The organism is Burkholderia singularis, assembly GCF_001718875.1.
GTDB classification, from domain to species: domain Bacteria; phylum Pseudomonadota; class Gammaproteobacteria; order Burkholderiales; family Burkholderiaceae; genus Burkholderia; species Burkholderia singularis.
The window spans coordinates 2,965,037-2,980,035 of record NZ_CP013448.1 but is presented as its reverse complement, the minus strand read 5'-3'; the positions used below and the strand labels follow the sequence as shown (position 1 = coordinate 2,980,035).

10 protein-coding genes and 1 pseudogene are annotated in these 14,999 nt (G+C 68.9%); all 11 read left to right on the top strand.

Annotated elements, in window-relative coordinates:
- Positions 1-380: 380 nt before the first annotated feature.
- The 11 genes and pseudogenes from AQ611_RS13175 (at position 381) to AQ611_RS13125 (ending at position 14,936) form a co-directional block, all read left to right on the top strand.
- Entirely contained in the window at positions 381-1,355 is a 975-nt protein-coding gene (locus AQ611_RS13175; protein WP_059513106.1) for a quinone oxidoreductase family protein, read from the top strand.
- Between the two features lie 267 nt (positions 1,356-1,622).
- Complete coding sequence (gene kdpF, locus AQ611_RS13170; protein WP_059513110.1) at positions 1,623-1,715, top strand: K(+)-transporting ATPase subunit F; 93 nt, start codon at positions 1,623-1,625, stop codon at positions 1,713-1,715.
- Positions 1,712-3,520 carry a potassium-transporting ATPase subunit KdpA gene (kdpA, locus tag AQ611_RS13165; protein WP_069234774.1) on the top strand — a complete coding sequence of 603 codons (1,809 nt, stop codon included), beginning with the start codon at positions 1,712-1,714 and terminating at the stop codon, positions 3,518-3,520. The genes kdpF and kdpA overlap by 4 nt, the downstream gene beginning before the upstream one ends.
- Before the next feature lie 73 nt (positions 3,521-3,593).
- Entirely contained in the window at positions 3,594-5,729 is a 2,136-nt protein-coding gene (gene kdpB / locus AQ611_RS13160) for a potassium-transporting ATPase subunit KdpB (RefSeq protein ID WP_069234773.1), read from the top strand.
- Between the two features lie 25 nt (positions 5,730-5,754).
- Positions 5,755-6,330 (top strand): annotated as a pseudogene (kdpC, locus tag AQ611_RS13155) (potassium-transporting ATPase subunit KdpC); the annotation flags it as partial.
- A 344-nt stretch (positions 6,331-6,674) separates the two neighbouring features.
- On the top strand, positions 6,675-9,704 hold the full coding sequence (locus tag AQ611_RS13150) for a DUF4118 domain-containing protein (RefSeq protein ID WP_069234772.1): 3,030 nt from the start codon (positions 6,675-6,677) through the stop codon (positions 9,702-9,704).
- The gene (kdpE, locus tag AQ611_RS13145; RefSeq protein ID WP_069234771.1) at positions 9,697-10,410 is read left to right on the top strand and encodes a two-component system response regulator KdpE; all 714 of its coding nucleotides are present in this window, start codon (positions 9,697-9,699) and stop codon (positions 10,408-10,410) included. Before AQ611_RS13150 ends, kdpE begins: the two co-directional genes overlap by 8 nt.
- Before the next feature lie 277 nt (positions 10,411-10,687).
- Positions 10,688-10,990 (top strand): putative hemolysin, encoded by a 303-nt coding sequence (locus tag AQ611_RS13140; protein WP_069234770.1) that lies wholly within the window; start codon positions 10,688-10,690, stop codon positions 10,988-10,990.
- Between the two features lie 172 nt (positions 10,991-11,162).
- Positions 11,163-11,483 carry a quaternary ammonium compound efflux SMR transporter SugE gene (gene sugE, locus AQ611_RS13135; RefSeq protein WP_059513124.1) on the top strand — a complete coding sequence of 107 codons (321 nt, stop codon included), beginning with the start codon at positions 11,163-11,165 and terminating at the stop codon, positions 11,481-11,483.
- A gap of 193 nt (positions 11,484-11,676) precedes the next feature.
- Complete coding sequence (locus tag AQ611_RS13130; RefSeq protein WP_069235294.1) at positions 11,677-12,294, top strand: DUF4126 domain-containing protein; 618 nt, start codon at positions 11,677-11,679, stop codon at positions 12,292-12,294.
- The gene (locus tag AQ611_RS13125) at positions 12,291-14,936 is read left to right on the top strand and encodes an ABC transporter permease (RefSeq protein ID WP_069234769.1); all 2,646 of its coding nucleotides are present in this window, start codon (positions 12,291-12,293) and stop codon (positions 14,934-14,936) included. Before AQ611_RS13130 ends, AQ611_RS13125 begins: the two co-directional genes overlap by 4 nt.
- Positions 14,937-14,999: the final 63 nt, after the last annotated feature.

Sequence of the window (14,999 nt, the reverse complement as noted above, 5' to 3'; positions counted from 1 at the left end):
TTATCGCATCGCATCGCATCGCATCGCATCGCATCGCACGGCACCGCATCGCATGGCACTGCACCGCACCGCACCGCACCGCACTGCACTGCACTGCACTGCACTGCACTGCACCACGCCGCATCGCACCACGCCGCATCGCATCACAGCAGAGCACTGCACCCCTGTCCGCGCCGCCGCATCCAATCGCACCGCGTCACGCCGGCCCGGTGCCACGCCTCTTTCTCATCCCCCGTTATCCCTGACGCAATCAGGGCGATGCAAGAACGCGCGGCGCGCGCAATAATCGTGCGGCGCGCTGCATTGCAGCGCAGTGCGGTCGCCGCGCCACGCGCCGGCCGCCGCATTCGTCCACACACCGATCGACAGAGGAGCACAGCATGCCGAAAGCCATTCGATACGACCAGCCGGGCGGCCCGGAGGTCTTGAAGTGGGTCGACGTCGACGTCGGCGATCCGCGGCCGGGCGAGGTTCGTATCCGCCAGCACGCGGTCGGCCTCAACTACATCGACGTCTATTTCCGCACCGGCCTGTATCCGCAGCCGCTGCCGGGCGGGCTGGGGATGGAGGCGGCGGGCGAGGTGAGCGCCGTCGGCGACGGCGTGGCGGGGATCAAGCCGGGCGATCGCGTCGCGTATGTGGCGCAGCCGCCGGGCGCGTATGCGCAAGAGCGCGTGCTGAGCGCCGACAAGCTCGTCAAGCTGCCGGATGCGATCGGCTACGATGACGCGGCCTCGGTGATGTTGCAAGGGCTGACCGCGCAATACCTGTTGCGCCGCACGTATCCGGTGAAGGCGGGCGACACGATCCTGATCCACGCGGCGGCGGGCGGCGTTGGCCTGCTCGTTTGCCAATGGGCGAAGGCGCTCGGCGCGACGGTGATCGGCACCGTCGGCTCCGACGCGAAGGCCGAACTCGCGGCCGCGCACGGCTGCGACCATCCGATCGTCTACACGCGCGAGAACTTCGCCGAGCGCGTGAAGGCGATCACGAACGGCGCGGGCGTGCCCGTCGTCTACGATTCGATCGGTCACGACACCTATGTCGGCTCGCTCGACTGCCTTGCCCCGCTCGGGCTGTTCGTCAGCTTCGGCAATGCGTCGGGGCCGCTGCCGCTGATCGATTCGAAGGAATTCTCGTCGCGCGGCTCGCTGTTCTTCACGCGGCCGACGCTGTTCTCGTACATCGCGAAGCGCGACGATCTCGAGCGCAGCGCGGCGGAACTGTTCGACGTGATCGCCTCGGGCCGCGTGAAGACGAGCATCCGCCAGCGTTACGCGCTCGAGCGCGCGGCCGATGCACATCGCGATCTCGAGGCGCGCCGCACGACGGGATCGACGGTTCTGATTCCCTGACGCGAACCATCCGGGCAAGCGCATGACGGGGCGTCGGCTGAGGGCCGGACGCCCCGTCGTCGTTTACGAAATTTTTGCATACGGCGCGAAATCCTTGACCTGCCCTTTACGCGTATTCCTCTAACGTGTGACCGGTTCTATCTGGAACACGGAGAAACAAGAAATGGATGCGGTGTACATAGGAGGTCTCGCACTTTTTGCGGTGCTGATCTTCGGGCTGATCGCCGGTTGCGAAAAGCTTGCGCAATACGGTCGCGGGGGGCGTTCATGAGCTGGATGCTGTGGCTGGCGGGGATCTCGAGCGCGTTGCTGTTCGCGTATCTCGTCTATGCGCTGCTGCGCGCGGAGGATATCGAATGAACGCGAACAATGGGTTGCAGGCGGCGCTGTTCGTCGTCGTTTTATTGGCGGCGGCCGTGCCGGTCGCCCGTTATCTGACGCGCGTGATGGACGGCTCGTCGGTGATCGTGCGGGTGTTCGGCCCGCTCGAACGCGTGCTGTACCGGCTCGCGGGCATCGATCCGGCAGCGGAGATGGGCTGGAAGCAGTATGCGATCGCGACGATCGCCTTCAACGCGCTCGGCGTGCTGTTCCTTTACGCGCTGCTGCGCGTGCAGGGGCTGCTGCCGGGCAATCCGCAAGGCCTCGGCGCGATGACGGTCGACGGCGCGTTCAATACCGCCGTGTCGTTCGTCACGAACACGAACTGGCAGGATTACACGCCCGAGCAGACCGTCAGCTATCTGACGCAAATGCTCGGCCTGACCGTGCAGAACTTCCTGTCGGCGGCGACCGGCATTGTCGTCGTGATCGCGCTGATTCGCGGCTTCGCGCGGCACAGCGCGCAGACGATCGGCAATTTCTGGGTCGACGTGACGCGCGTGACGCTGTACGTGCTGGTGCCGATGGCGGCGATCATCGCCGCGCTGCTGATGAGCCAGGGCGTGATTCAGAACCTGAAGGCGTACCAGGAGGTGCCGACGTTGCAGGCCACCACCTACGCCGCGCCGAAGCTCGACGCGCAGGGCAATCCGGTCAAGGACGCGCAGGGCAATCCGGTGAGCGTGCCGACGCAGGTGAAGTCGCAGACGCTCGCGATGGGCCCGGTGGCGTCGCAGGAAGCGATCAAGATGCTCGGCACCAACGGCGGCGGCTTCTTCAACGGCAATTCCACGCATCCGTTCGAAAACCCGACGCCGTTCTCGAACTTCGTGGAGATGTTCGCGATCCTGATCATTCCCGCCGCGCTCTGCGTCGTATTCGGCCACATGATCGGCGATCGCAGGCAGGGTTTCGCGGTGCTCGCGGCGATGACGATCGCGTTTGCGGTCGCGATCGGCGTGGAGGCTGGCGCCGAGCAGGCGGGCACGCCCGCGCTCGCGTCGCTGAACGTCGATCAGGCGGCGGGCGCGCAGCAGGCGGGCGGCAATATGGAAGGCAAGGAAACCCGCTTCGGGATCGCGCAGACGAGCCTGTTCGTCGTGGCGACGACGGCCGCGTCGTGCGGCGCGGTCAACGCGATGCACGATTCGCTCACGCCCGTCGGCGGCCTCGTGCCGATGCTGCTGATGCAATTGGGCGAGGTGATCTTCGGCGGCGTCGGCTCCGGCCTCTACGGGATGCTTGTGTTCGCGCTGCTCGCGGTGTTCGTCGCGGGCCTGATGATCGGCCGCACGCCCGAATATGTCGGCAAGAAGATCGAATCGTATGAGATGAAGATGGTGTCGATCGTCGTGCTGCTCACGCCGCTGCTCGTGCTGGTCGGCACGTCGATCGCCGTGCTGGCCGACGCGGGCCGCGCCGGTATCGCCAATCCCGGCCCGCATGGCTTCTCGGAAGTCCTGTATGCGCTCAGCTCGGCCGCGAACAACAACGGCAGCGCGTTCGCGGGCTTGTCGGTCGGCACGCCGTTCTATAACTGGCTGACGGCGATCGCGATGTGGTTCGGCCGCTTCGGCACGATCGTGCCGGTGCTCGCGATCGCGGGCTCGCTGGCCGCGAAGAAGCGGATTGCCGCGACGGCCGGCACGCTGCCGACGCACGGGCCGCTGTTCGTCGTGCTGTTGCTCGGCACGGTGCTGCTGGTCGGCGCGCTGACCTACGTGCCGGCGCTCGCGCTCGGCCCCGGCGTCGAGCACCTGATGATGTTCGCCGGCGCGCAATGAGCGTGCGCGGCGCAAACAAGAGGATTTTGGCGCGGCGTCCGCCACAACCGGACCCGCGCGTTTGAGGATCGCAATGACTCAACATTCCGCTACGCGATCGATGTTCGACCTGGCGCTCGTGCGCCCGGCGATCGTCGATTCATTCAAAAAACTCACGCCGCGCACGCAGTTCCGCAATCCGGTGATGTTCTGCGTGTATGCCGGCAGCATCCTGACGACGATCCTGTGGGCGGCCGCGCTGATGGGGCAGGCCGAAGCGCCCGCGGGATTCATTCTCGCGGTGTCGCTGTGGCTGTGGTTCACCGTGCTGTTCGCGAACTTCGCCGAGGCGCTTGCCGAAGGGCGTTCGAAGGCGCAGGCCGCGTCGCTGCGCAGCGCGAAGAAGGACGTGATCGCGAAGAAGCTCGACGCGCCGAACCCGAAAGCGTCGGTGCGGATCACGACCGCGAGCGATCTGCGCCGCGGCGACATCGTGCTCGTCGAGACGGGCGACACGATTCCGGCCGACGGCGAGGTGATCGACGGGGTCGCCTCGGTCGACGAATCGGCGATCACCGGCGAATCCGCGCCGGTGATCCGCGAGTCGGGCGGGGACTTTTCGTCGGTGACGGGCGGCACGCGCGTGCTGTCCGACTGGATCGTCGTGCGGGTGACGGCCAATCCCGGCGAGGCGTTTCTCGACCGGATGATCGCGATGGTCGAAGGCGCGAAGCGCAAGAAAACGCCGAACGAGATCGCGCTGACGATCCTGCTCGTCGCACTGACGATCGTGATGCTGCTTGCCACCGCGACGCTGTTGCCGTTCTCGATGTTCTCGGTGGCGGCGATGAAGGCCGGCCACGTGGTGACGATCACCGCGCTCGTCGCGCTGCTCGTGTGCCTGATTCCGACGACGATCGGCGGTTTGCTGTCCGCGATCGGCGTGGCCGGGATGAGCCGGATGATGCAGGCGAACGTGATCGCGACGTCGGGCCGCGCGGTCGAGGCCGCGGGCGACGTCGACGTACTGCTGCTCGACAAGACCGGCACGATCACGCTCGGCAACCGTCAGGCATCGGCGTTCGTGCCCGCGCCGGGCGTGTCCGAGGAGGCGCTCGCCGACGCCGCGCAGCTCTCGTCGCTTGCCGACGAGACGCCCGAAGGCCGCAGCATCGTCGTGCTCGCGAAGGAACGCTTCAACATCCGCCAGCGCGACATGGGCGCGCTGCATGCGACCTTCCTGCCATTTTCCGCGCACACGCGCATGAGCGGCGTCGATCTGCCTGGCCGCGAAATCAGAAAGGGCGCGGCGGACGCGGTGAGGAAATACGTCGACGCGCACGGCGGGCGATTTCCGGCCGAAGTGGCGAGCGCGGTGACGGACATCTCGCGGCGCGGCAGCACGCCGCTCGTGGTCGCCGAGATGCAGCGCGCAGCGGCCGGCGAGCACGCGGCGGCAGGCGACGCAGTGGCGACGCTCACGCGCACCGCGCGCGTGCTCGGCGTGATCGAGCTGAAGGACATCGTGAAGGGCGGCATCAAGGAGCGCTTTGCCGAGCTGCGCAAGATGGGCATCAAGACCGTGATGGTGACGGGCGACAACCGGCTGACGGCGGCGGCGATCGCGGCCGAGGCGGGCGTCGACGATTTCCTCGCCGAGGCCACGCCCGAGACCAAGCTCGCGACGATCCGCGAGCATCAGTCGGCCGGGCGGCTGGTCGCGATGACGGGCGACGGCACCAACGATGCGCCCGCGCTCGCGCAAGCCGACGTCGCGGTGGCGATGAACACCGGCACGCAAGCGGCAAAGGAGGCGGGCAACATGGTCGACCTCGATTCGAACCCGACCAAGCTGATCGAGATCGTCGAGATCGGCAAGCAGATGCTGATGACGCGCGGCTCGCTGACCACGTTCTCGATCGCCAACGACATCGCGAAGTATTTCGCGATCATTCCGGCCGCGTTCGCGACGACCTACCCGCAATTGAACGCGCTGAACGTGATGCATCTGGCCACCCCCGCGTCGGCGATCATGTCGGCGGTGATCTTCAACGCGTTGATCATCGTGCTGCTGATCCCGCTCGCGCTCAAGGGCGTCAGATACCGGCCGCTCGGCGCCGCGGCGCTGCTGCGCCGCAACCTGCTGGTCTACGGCCTCGGCGGGATTCTCGTGCCGTTCGTCGGCATCAAGCTGATCGACGTCGTGCTCGCCGCGTTGGGTTGGGTTTGAGGTCGGCATTCAAAGGAACATCGCCATGAAATCATTGTTTCGTCCGCTCATCGTCGTGTTCGCCGTGCTGTGCGCCGTGACCGGGCTCGCATATCCGGCCGTGATGACGGCTTTCGGCCAGGCCGTGTTCGCGTCGCAGGCGAACGGCAGCCTGATCGAGAAGAACGGCCAGGTGGTCGGCTCCGCGCTGATCGGCCAGTCGTTCGACGCGCCGCAGTACTTCTGGGGCCGCCTGTCGGCGACGAGCCCGATGCCGTACAACGCGGCCAATTCGGGCGGCTCGAACCTCGGGCCGCTCAACCCGTCGCTGAAGGATCAGGTGAAAGGGCGCCTCGACGCGCTGAAGGCCGCCGGCACCGATCTGTCCAAGCCCGTGCCCGTCGATCTCGTGACGGCCTCGGGCAGCGGCCTCGATCCGGAGATCAGCCCGGCCGCGGCCGACTACCAAGTGGCGCGCGTCGCGAATGCGCGCCATCTGCGGGAAGCCGACGTGCGGCGGCTCGTGGCCGACCATACCGCGGGCCGGCAGTTCGGCCTGCTCGGCGAGGCGCGGGTGAACGTGCTGAAGCTGAACCTCGCGCTGGACGCGGCTCAGGCGGCTCAGGCGGCTCAGGCCGCTCAAGCCGCTCAAGCCGCTCAAGCCGCTCAAGCCGCTCAAGCCGCTCAAGCCGCTCAAGCCGCTCAAGCCGCGCACTGACCGGCGCGGGCGGCGCGCGCATCGTTCGCGCGGCGCCCGCGCCGGTCGCTGAGTTAGCCACTGGGGTTGGCCCCTGGTTTGGCCTTTGGTTTGGCCCTTGGCGGGACCACCGAGCCGGCCGCTCTGCCGGCCGCCTCCGTCATGCCCGATGACGTCAGGACGGCGCATTCGCGCCGTCCTTTCCCTTTTTTGCGTTTTGGAACGACAATGATTCAATGTCCGCCGCGCCACGGAAACGCCCGCCTCGCATGAACCGCCCCGATCCCGATGAACTTCTCGACAAGATCCAGCGAGAAGAGGAAAAGCAGCAGCGCGGCAAGCTGAAGATCTTCTTCGGCGCGTCGGCGGGCGTCGGCAAGACCTATGCGATGCTGCAAGCCGCGCGTGCGCGCCGGCAAGACGGCGTCGACGTGCTGGTCGGCATCGTCGAGACGCACGGGCGCCGCGAGACGGCCGCGCTCGTCGAAGGCCTGGACGTGCTGCCGCTCGCGCGGATTGTCTATCGCGGCCGCTCGATCGGCGAGTTCGATCTCGATGCGGCGCTCGCGCGCAAGCCGCAGCTCGTGCTGGTCGACGAGCTTGCGCATTCGAACGTGCCGGGCGCGCGGCACCTGAAGCGCTGGCAGGACGTGTACGAACTGCTCGATGCCGGCATCGACGTCTATACGACCGTCAACGTCCAGCATCTGGAAAGCTTGAACGACGTGGTCGGCGCGATTACCGGCATCCGCGTGTGGGAGACCGTGCCCGATCGCGTGTTCGACGCCGCCGACGAAGTCACGCTCGTCGATCTTCCCGCCGACGAACTGTTGAGCCGGCTGCGCGACGGCAAGGTCTATATCGCGCAGCAGGCCGAGCGCGCGGTGCGCAATTTCTTCCGCAAGGGCAATCTGATCGCGCTGCGTGAGCTGGCGCTGCGCCGCACGGCCGATCGCGTCGACGCGCAGATGCGCGAATACCGCGCCGACCGTTCGATCCAGCGGATCTGGCAGGCGCGCGAGCGGCTGCTCGTCTGCGTCGGTCCCGGCCCCGAGGCGCCGACGCTCGTGCGCGCGGCCGCGCGGCTTGCCGCGAGCCTGAAGGCGGACTGGCTCGCGGTATACGTCGAAACGCCGCGTCTCGCGCGGCTGCCGGACGCGTTGCGCCAGCGCACGTTGAACGCGCTGAAGCTCGCGGCCGAACTGGGCGCGCAGACGGCGACGCTCACGGGCACCGACGCCGTTGCCGCGCTGATCGGCTATGCGCAGGTGCGCAATGCATCGAAGATCGTCGCGGGCGGCTCGTCGAAGACGGGGCTGATGCGGCGTCTCGCGCGCCCGTTCGGCGAGGAGCTGGCCGAGCGCGCGGGCGACATCGATCTGATGCTGATCCGTGCGCACGCGGGCGGCGGCGCGTCGGGCGAAGCCGCGCGCCCGGGGCTCGATCCCGCCGCGCGCGCGTGGCGCGACGCGCTGTCCACCGTCATCGACGGCCGTTCGCCGCCGCGCAACTACGCCTACGCGGCGATGATCTGCGCGGCGATCACCGGCGTCGCGAATCTGCTGCACGGCAGTCTCGATCTGACCAATCTCGTGATGCTGTATTTGCTCGGCGTGGTGTTTTCGGCGGTGCGCCTCGGGCGTGGGCCGGGCGTGCTGCTGTCGTTCCTGTCGGTTGCCGCGTTCGATTTCTTTTTCGTGCCGCCGCGGATGTCGTTCTCGGTATCCGATACGCAATATCTGCTGACCTTCTTCGGGATGCTGCTGACGTCGCTCGTGATCAGCCATCTGACGTCGAGCCTCACGCGCGGCGCGCAGATCGCGCAGCGCCGCGAGCGGCGCACGGGCGCGATGTATGCGATGGCGCGTGAGCTGGGGGCGGCGCTCACCACCGAGCAGATCGTCGAGATCGGCAGCCGCCACGTGTCCGAGGTGTTTCGCGCGCGCGTCGCGGTGCTGCTGCCCGACAGCGCGGACAAGGTCCGCCAGAAGCTCGAAAACCCCGACGAAGCGGTGACGCTCGCGGGCGGCGCGCTCGATGTCGACGTCGGCCAGTGGGTGTACGACCAGCAAAAGCCCGCGGGCCACGGCACCGACACGCTGCCCGCCGCGGCCGCGCGCTATCTGCCGCTGAAAGCGCCGATGCGCACGCGCGGCGTGCTCGCCGTCGTCACGAAGGATCCGCGCGAGCTTGAAGTGCCGGAGCAGCAGCGCATGCTCGACGCATTCGCCGCGCAGATCGCGCTCGCGCTCGAGCGTGTCCACTATGTCGACATCGCGCGCGACGCGCTCGTCAATATGGAATCCGAGCGGTTGCGCAACTCGCTGCTGTCGGCGATCTCGCATGATTTGCGCACGCCGCTCACGGCGATCGTCGGGCTGTCGTCGATGCTCGTGAACGCGCATGCGGCGGCCGCGCGCGGCGCCGGCCATGCGGGCGCCCGCGAGGACGAGCTGGTCGAATCGATTCACGACGAGGCGCTGCGCATGACCGGCATCGTCACGAATCTGCTCGACATGGCGCGGTTGCAGGCGGGCAGCCTGCAACTGAAGCGCCAGTGGTCGCTGCTCGAGGAGACGGTCGGCGCGGCGCTCGCCGCGTGCAAGCGGGTGCTGGCGCGCCATCCGGCGCAGGTGCGGCTGCCGGCCGATCTGCCGCTGTTGCAGATGGACGCGGTGCTGATGGAGCGGCTGTTCGCGAACCTGTTCGAGAACGCCGCGAAGTACGCGCCGCCCGATACGCCGATCGAGATCAGCGCCGAGCACATCGTCGATGATGGCGCGCCGTTCGTGCGCGTGTGCGTCGACGATCACGGGCCCGGCTTGCCGGCAGGCATGGAGGCGCGGATCTTCGAGAAATTCACGCGCGGCGAGAAGGAATCGGCCAAGCCCGGCATCGGACTTGGCTTGGCGATTTGCCGCGCGATCGTTCAAGCGCACGGCGGTAAAATCGGTGCGCTCAACCGGCTTTCGCCCGGGCGCGCGGTCGAAGGCGCGCGCTTTTGGTTTACGTTGCCCGTCGACGCGCCGCCGCCCGCGCCGGGCGCGGCGGACGACGATACGCTCGACATTGCCGGCGCCGACGCCAACGCCGACGCCAACGCCGACGCCAACGCCGACGCCAACGCCGACGCCAACGCCGACGCCGACGCCGACGCCAACGCCAACGCCAACGCCGACGCCAACGCCAACGCCAACGCCAACGCCAACGCCAACGCCAACGCCAACGCCGCGGCGGCCGCCCCCCGCGCCGCCGAGCCCGCGCCTGTTTCCCCGGATCATCCGCCTACCCATGAGTGAACCGACCATCACCGTCGTTCTGATCGAAGACGAAAAGCAAATCCGCCGTTTCGTGCGCACCGCGCTCGAGGACGAGGGAATCGCGGTGTTCGACGCCGAGACCGGCCGCCAGGGGCTGATCGAAGTGGCGACACGCAAGCCCGATCTCGCGATCGTCGATCTCGGGCTGCCCGACGGCGACGGCCTGGACGTGATCCGCGAGCTGCGCGGCTGGTCCGAAATGCCGGTGATCGTGCTATCGGCACGCACGCACGAGGAGGAGAAGGTGGCCGCGCTGGACGCCGGCGCCGACGATTACCTGACCAAGCCGTTCGGCGTATCCGAGCTGCTCGCGCGGATTCGCGCGCATTTGCGGCGGCGCAACCAAGGCGGCGCGGCCGAGACGCCGCAGGTGAGCTTCGGCGACGTGAGCGTCGATCTCGGGCTGCGCCGCGTGTGGCGCGCGGGCGAGGTCGTTCATCTGACGCCGCTCGAATACCGGCTGCTTGCGACGCTCGTGCGCCACGCGGGGCGCGTGCTGACGCACCGGCAATTGTTGCGCGACGTGTGGGGGCCGTCGCATGTCGAGAGTCATCACTATTTGCGGATCTACATGGCACATCTTCGGCAGAAGCTCGAGACCGATCCGGCGCAGCCGCAGCACATCATCACCGAGACGGGGGTCGGGTATCGGCTCGTCGGTGTCGGGGCTGATGCGGCGGGGTGAGCGCGCGCCGCGCCGGAGCGGTTTTCGCGGCAAGCGCGGCGCGCGCTGCCGGGAGCGCGCGTCGGCGCCGGTCCGCGGGCGCAGTCCAGGCGAGCGGACGTGCGCAACCGCATCAACCGGCGCGGCCGCCGCGATCCGTGCGGCACCGCCACGGCCAGGATCGTGATCGCGGCACGGCAACTGATGCGCACGCCCGCTGCCTGCCAACCGCGCCGGGCGCCATTGCGCCGATTTTTGCCTATGCTGAACACTCGGCAATCTCGATAGGAGGTCCGCCATGTTCGCTCGTTCATTGCGCAGCCTCGCGTGGGTCGCGGGCATCGCGCCGGCGTTCGCGCAGCCGCAGCCGCAGCCGGCTGCGCCTGACGCCGCACATGCGAATCCGGCATCGGTTCATTGCGAGAAGCTCGGCGGCAAGGTGGCGATTCACGACGGCGCGCACGGCCAGTACGGCGTTTGCGTATTCAAGGACGGCCGCGAATGCGACGAATGGGTGCTGTACCGCGACGGCCGGTGCGTGCCGCTCGACGCGCGCGGCTGGCCGATCGCGGCGCGCAGCGCGAAGCCCGCGTCGAAGTAAGGGGCGGCCGGCCGTATCGTAGGCGTTTCGTTATAATCGACCGCGCCCGGGGACGACCCCGGGCAGGCAGCCCCGGGCGGCCCGCGCAAACCTGGCTTTTTGTCTGCGTGCGCAGCTACCGGCCGCCGACATTCAACGGGGACGACCCCATCGGTTTGCGGAGCGTCTCATCATGCCCTGGTTGTGGCTTTGTCTTGCCGGCCTGCTCGAAGTCGCGTGGGCGGCGGGTCTCAAATCGTCCGAAGGCTTCACGCGCGTCGGCCCTTCCGTTTTCACGATCGTCACCGCACTCGGCAGCTTCGGGCTGCTCGCGGTCGCGATGCGCGAGCTGCCGCTCGGCACCGCTTATGCGGTGTGGACGGGCATCGGCGCGCTCGGCGCATTCGTGTTCGGGATCGTGATGCTCGGCGAGGCGGTGACGCTCGCGCGCATCGCGAGCGCCGCGCTGATTCTCGTCGGGCTGATCGGCCTGAAGCTGACGTCGGCCGGCTGAGCGCCTCGGCGCGGTTTGTCCGGTTGACGTGCCGCGGCGGCGGTCTATCGCGCGTCTATAATGGAGCGGTATTCATCGGACGATGTCCCGTTGCCGCGAGCGAACGGACGGGACCGCCGCGGCGATCGACCGATCCGCCCGGCACCGGGCGGCGCTCGCCCGCGAACCGCGCGTATCGCGCAAGGAGGCGGCTATGATTGAAGCCATTTCGCTCGGCGCGGGGCTCGCGTGGGCGAGCGGCCTGCGCCTCTATCTGACCGTGCTGATCGCGGGCGTTTGCGCGCGCATCGGCCTGATCCATCTGCCCGATACGCTTGCCGTGCTGACGTCGTCGTGGGTGATCGGCGTGGCCGCCGTGCTCGCGCTCGCCGAATTCCTCGCGGACAAGGTTCCCGCGTTCGATTCGCTGTGGGACGCGGTTCACACGTTTATCCGGATTCCCGCGGGCGCGGTGCTTGCCGCCGGCGCGCTCGGCCATGCCGACCCGACGCTGCTCGCGGTCGCCGGCCTCGCGGGCGGCACGCTCGCCGGCTCCGCGCACATCGCGAAGGCAGGCACTCGCGCGCTGATCAACTTGTCGCCCGAGCCGATCTCGAACTGGATCGCGTCGACCACCGAGGACGGGCTCACGGTTGGCGGTCTCGCGCTTGCGTTCTTCATGCCGCTCGCGTTCATCGTGCTGGTGATCGGCTTTCTCGTGTGCGCTGCCTGGGCGCTGCCGCGCCTTTGGCGCGGCGTGTCGGGCGGTTTTCGCGGGATGGCGAACCAGATGGTATCGCGGCTGAACTCGATCGGGAGCAAGCGCGATTGACGGCGGCGGGTAACGGCATGCCGCCGCCGGGCCGCCGCTTCGGCGCCGGCGATCTCCTGCGGTTGGCCGGGCGGATGACACTGCGCGACTGGCGCTCGGGCGAGCTGACGCTCGTCGCGCTCGCGCTCGTGCTGGCCGTGGCCGCGCTCACGAGCGTCGGCTTTCTTGCCGACCGGCTGCGCCAGGGCCTCGAGCGCGACGCCCGCCAGATGCTCGGCGCGGATTTCGTCGTCAGGGCGGATCATCCGGTCGATCCGTCGTTCGCCAACGAGGCGCGGGCGCTCGGGCTGAAAACCGCGACGACGGCGATTTTTCCGAGCATGGTCGGTGTGGCGGGGCAAGGCCCGGCGGCGGCATCGGGCGGTTCGGCCGCCGCCAGCTCGGCGGGCGTTTCGGGCACGCCGGCCGGTACGCCGAGCGCGGCCGCGTCGCGGCTCGCGGCGCTCAAGGCCGTGTCCGCCGGCTATCCGTTGCGTGGCGCGGTGCAGATTGCGCACAGCGCGAACGAGCCCGGCCGGCGTGCCGGTGCGATTCCGGCCCCCGGCACCGTTTGGGCCGATCCGGCGCTTCTCGACGCGTTGCATCTGCAAACCGGCGATACGCTGCGCGTCGGCACCCGCACCTTCTCGATCGCCGCTGTCATCACGCGCGAACTCGATCGCGGCTTTTCGTTCGTCAACTTTTCGCCCCGCGTGATGATGCGCGCCGACGAGCTTGAATCGACCGGGCTCACCGGCTATGGCAGCCGCGTGACGTACCGGCTGCTCGTCGCCGGCGAGGCCGCCGCTGTCGCCCGCTTTGCGCGCTACGCGCATGCGCGCGTCGACGGCGGCAAACTGCGCGGCGTCGCGCTCGAATCGCTCGAGCAGGGGCAGCCGCAAGTGCGCCAGACACTCGACCGTGCGCGCCACTTCCTCACGCTCGTCGCGCTGTTGAGCGCGCTGCTCGCGGCCGTGGCGATCGCGATGGCCGCGCAGCGTTACATGCGGCGCCATCTCGACGGCTGCGCGGCGATGCGCTGTCTCGGCGCGAGCCATCGCACGCTGTCCGCGCTGTTCGCGATCGAATTCGTGCTCGTCGGCGCCGTGGGCGGCGCCGCGGGCGCGGCGCTCGGCTATGGCGGTCATCTGGTGCTGCTCGCCACGCTCGGCAGCCTGATCGACGTGGCGTTGCCGCCGCCTTCCGCATGGCCGGCGGCGATCGGCGTCGCGACCGGCCTCGTGCTGCTGCTGGGCTTCGCGCTGCCGCCGCTTGCGCCGCTGACGCGCGTGCCGCCGGTGCGTGTGCTGCGCCGTGATTGGGGCGACGCAGGGCGCGTCGCTTGGCTCGGCTATGCGTTCGGCATCGCGCTGTTCGCGGCGCTGATCGTTGCCGCGGCGGGCGAGCTGAAGCTGGGCGCGATCGTCGCGGGCGGCTTCGCGGGCAGCCTCGTGCTGTTTGCGCTCGTCGCGCGGCTCGTGCTGTTCGCGGCCGCGCGGCTCGTGCGCGACGGCCGCGTCGCGGCGGGGCTGGGCTGGCGCTATGCGCTCGCGTCGCTCGACCGGCGCGGCATGGCCAGTGCGCTTCAGCTCACCGCGCTCGCGCTCGGCCTGATGTGCCTGCTGCTGATCGCGATCACGCGCAACGATCTCGTCGCCGGTTGGCGGCAATCGACGCCGCCCGATGCGCCGAACCAATTTCTGATCGACATTCAGCCCGACCAGCGCGACGGCGTGATCCGCTATCTGGCGGCCAACGGCATCGCGGACCCGGCGCTGGCGCCGATGGTGCGCGCCCGGCTGATCGCGGTGAACGGCAAGCCGGTGAATCCGGACGACTACAAGAGCGACGACGCGCGCCGCCTCGTCGACCGCGAGTTCAACTTGTCGTACACGGCGCGCTTGCCCGATGACAACCGGATTGTCGCGGGCGACTGGTACGGCGCGTCGAGCGCGCCGCAGATCTCGATCGAAGCGGGGCTCGCGAAGCTGATCGGCGTGAAGCCCGGCGACACGCTGCGCTTCGACGTGACGGGCCTGACGATCGACGCGCCGGTGACGAGCGTGCGCAAGCTCGACTGGGGCACGTTCCGCGTGAATTTCTTCGTGCTGATGCCGCCTGCCGCGCTTGCGGATTTTCCGGCGACCTACATCACGAGTTTTCATCTGCCGGCTGCCCGGCAGCGCGTGCTCGACGGGCTGATCGCCCGCTATCCGAACCTGACCGCGATCGACGTCGCGCCGATTCTCGCGCAGCTCGAACGCGTGCTGCTGCAGGTGGTCGGCGCGGTGCAGTTCCTGTTCGCATTCACGCTGGCGGCGGGCGTGCTCGTGCTGTATACGGCATTGGCCGCTTCGCGCGATGAACGCGTGCGCGAGGCGGCGCTGATGCGTGCGCTTGGCGCATCCCGCGCACAGATTGCCGCGATGCAGCGCGCGGAGTTCATCGTCGTCGGCGCGCTGGCGGGCGCGATGGCGGCATGCGGCGCGCTGGGCGTCGGCTCGGTGCTGGCCTCGCGCGTGTTCGATTTTCAGCTTGCGCTCAATCCGTGGCTCGCGCCGGCCGGCATCGCGGCGGGCGTGGTCTGCGCGGGCGCGGCCGGCTGGCTCGGCCTGCGCAGCGTGCTGCGGCGGCCTGCGCTGCAATCGTTGCGCGACGGCTGAGCCGCGCGCCGCGCCTGGCCGTTCGGTCGGCCGCGGGTGGCCGGTTTTCCTTCTTCATTTGAC

Excerpts from the sequence above, each read along its gene's own strand:
- kdpA (WP_069234774.1), top strand. The coding sequence starts at position 1,712 with ATGAACGCGAACAATGGGTTGCAGGCGGCGCTGTTCGTCGTCGTTTTA.
- AQ611_RS13140 (WP_069234770.1), top strand. The coding sequence starts at position 10,688 with ATGTTCGCTCGTTCATTGCGCAGCCTCGCGTGGGTCGCGGGCATCGCG.
- kdpB (WP_069234773.1), top strand. The coding sequence starts at position 3,594 with ATGACTCAACATTCCGCTACGCGATCGATGTTCGACCTGGCGCTCGTG.
- AQ611_RS13150 (WP_069234772.1), top strand. The coding sequence starts at position 6,675 with ATGAACCGCCCCGATCCCGATGAACTTCTCGACAAGATCCAGCGAGAA.
- AQ611_RS13175 (WP_059513106.1), top strand. The coding sequence starts at position 381 with ATGCCGAAAGCCATTCGATACGACCAGCCGGGCGGCCCGGAGGTCTTG.
- kdpF (WP_059513110.1), top strand. The coding sequence starts at position 1,623 with ATGAGCTGGATGCTGTGGCTGGCGGGGATCTCGAGCGCGTTGCTGTTC.
- kdpE (WP_069234771.1), top strand. The coding sequence starts at position 9,697 with ATGAGTGAACCGACCATCACCGTCGTTCTGATCGAAGACGAAAAGCAA.
- AQ611_RS13130 (WP_069235294.1), top strand. The coding sequence starts at position 11,677 with ATGATTGAAGCCATTTCGCTCGGCGCGGGGCTCGCGTGGGCGAGCGGC.
- sugE (WP_059513124.1), top strand. The coding sequence starts at position 11,163 with ATGCCCTGGTTGTGGCTTTGTCTTGCCGGCCTGCTCGAAGTCGCGTGG.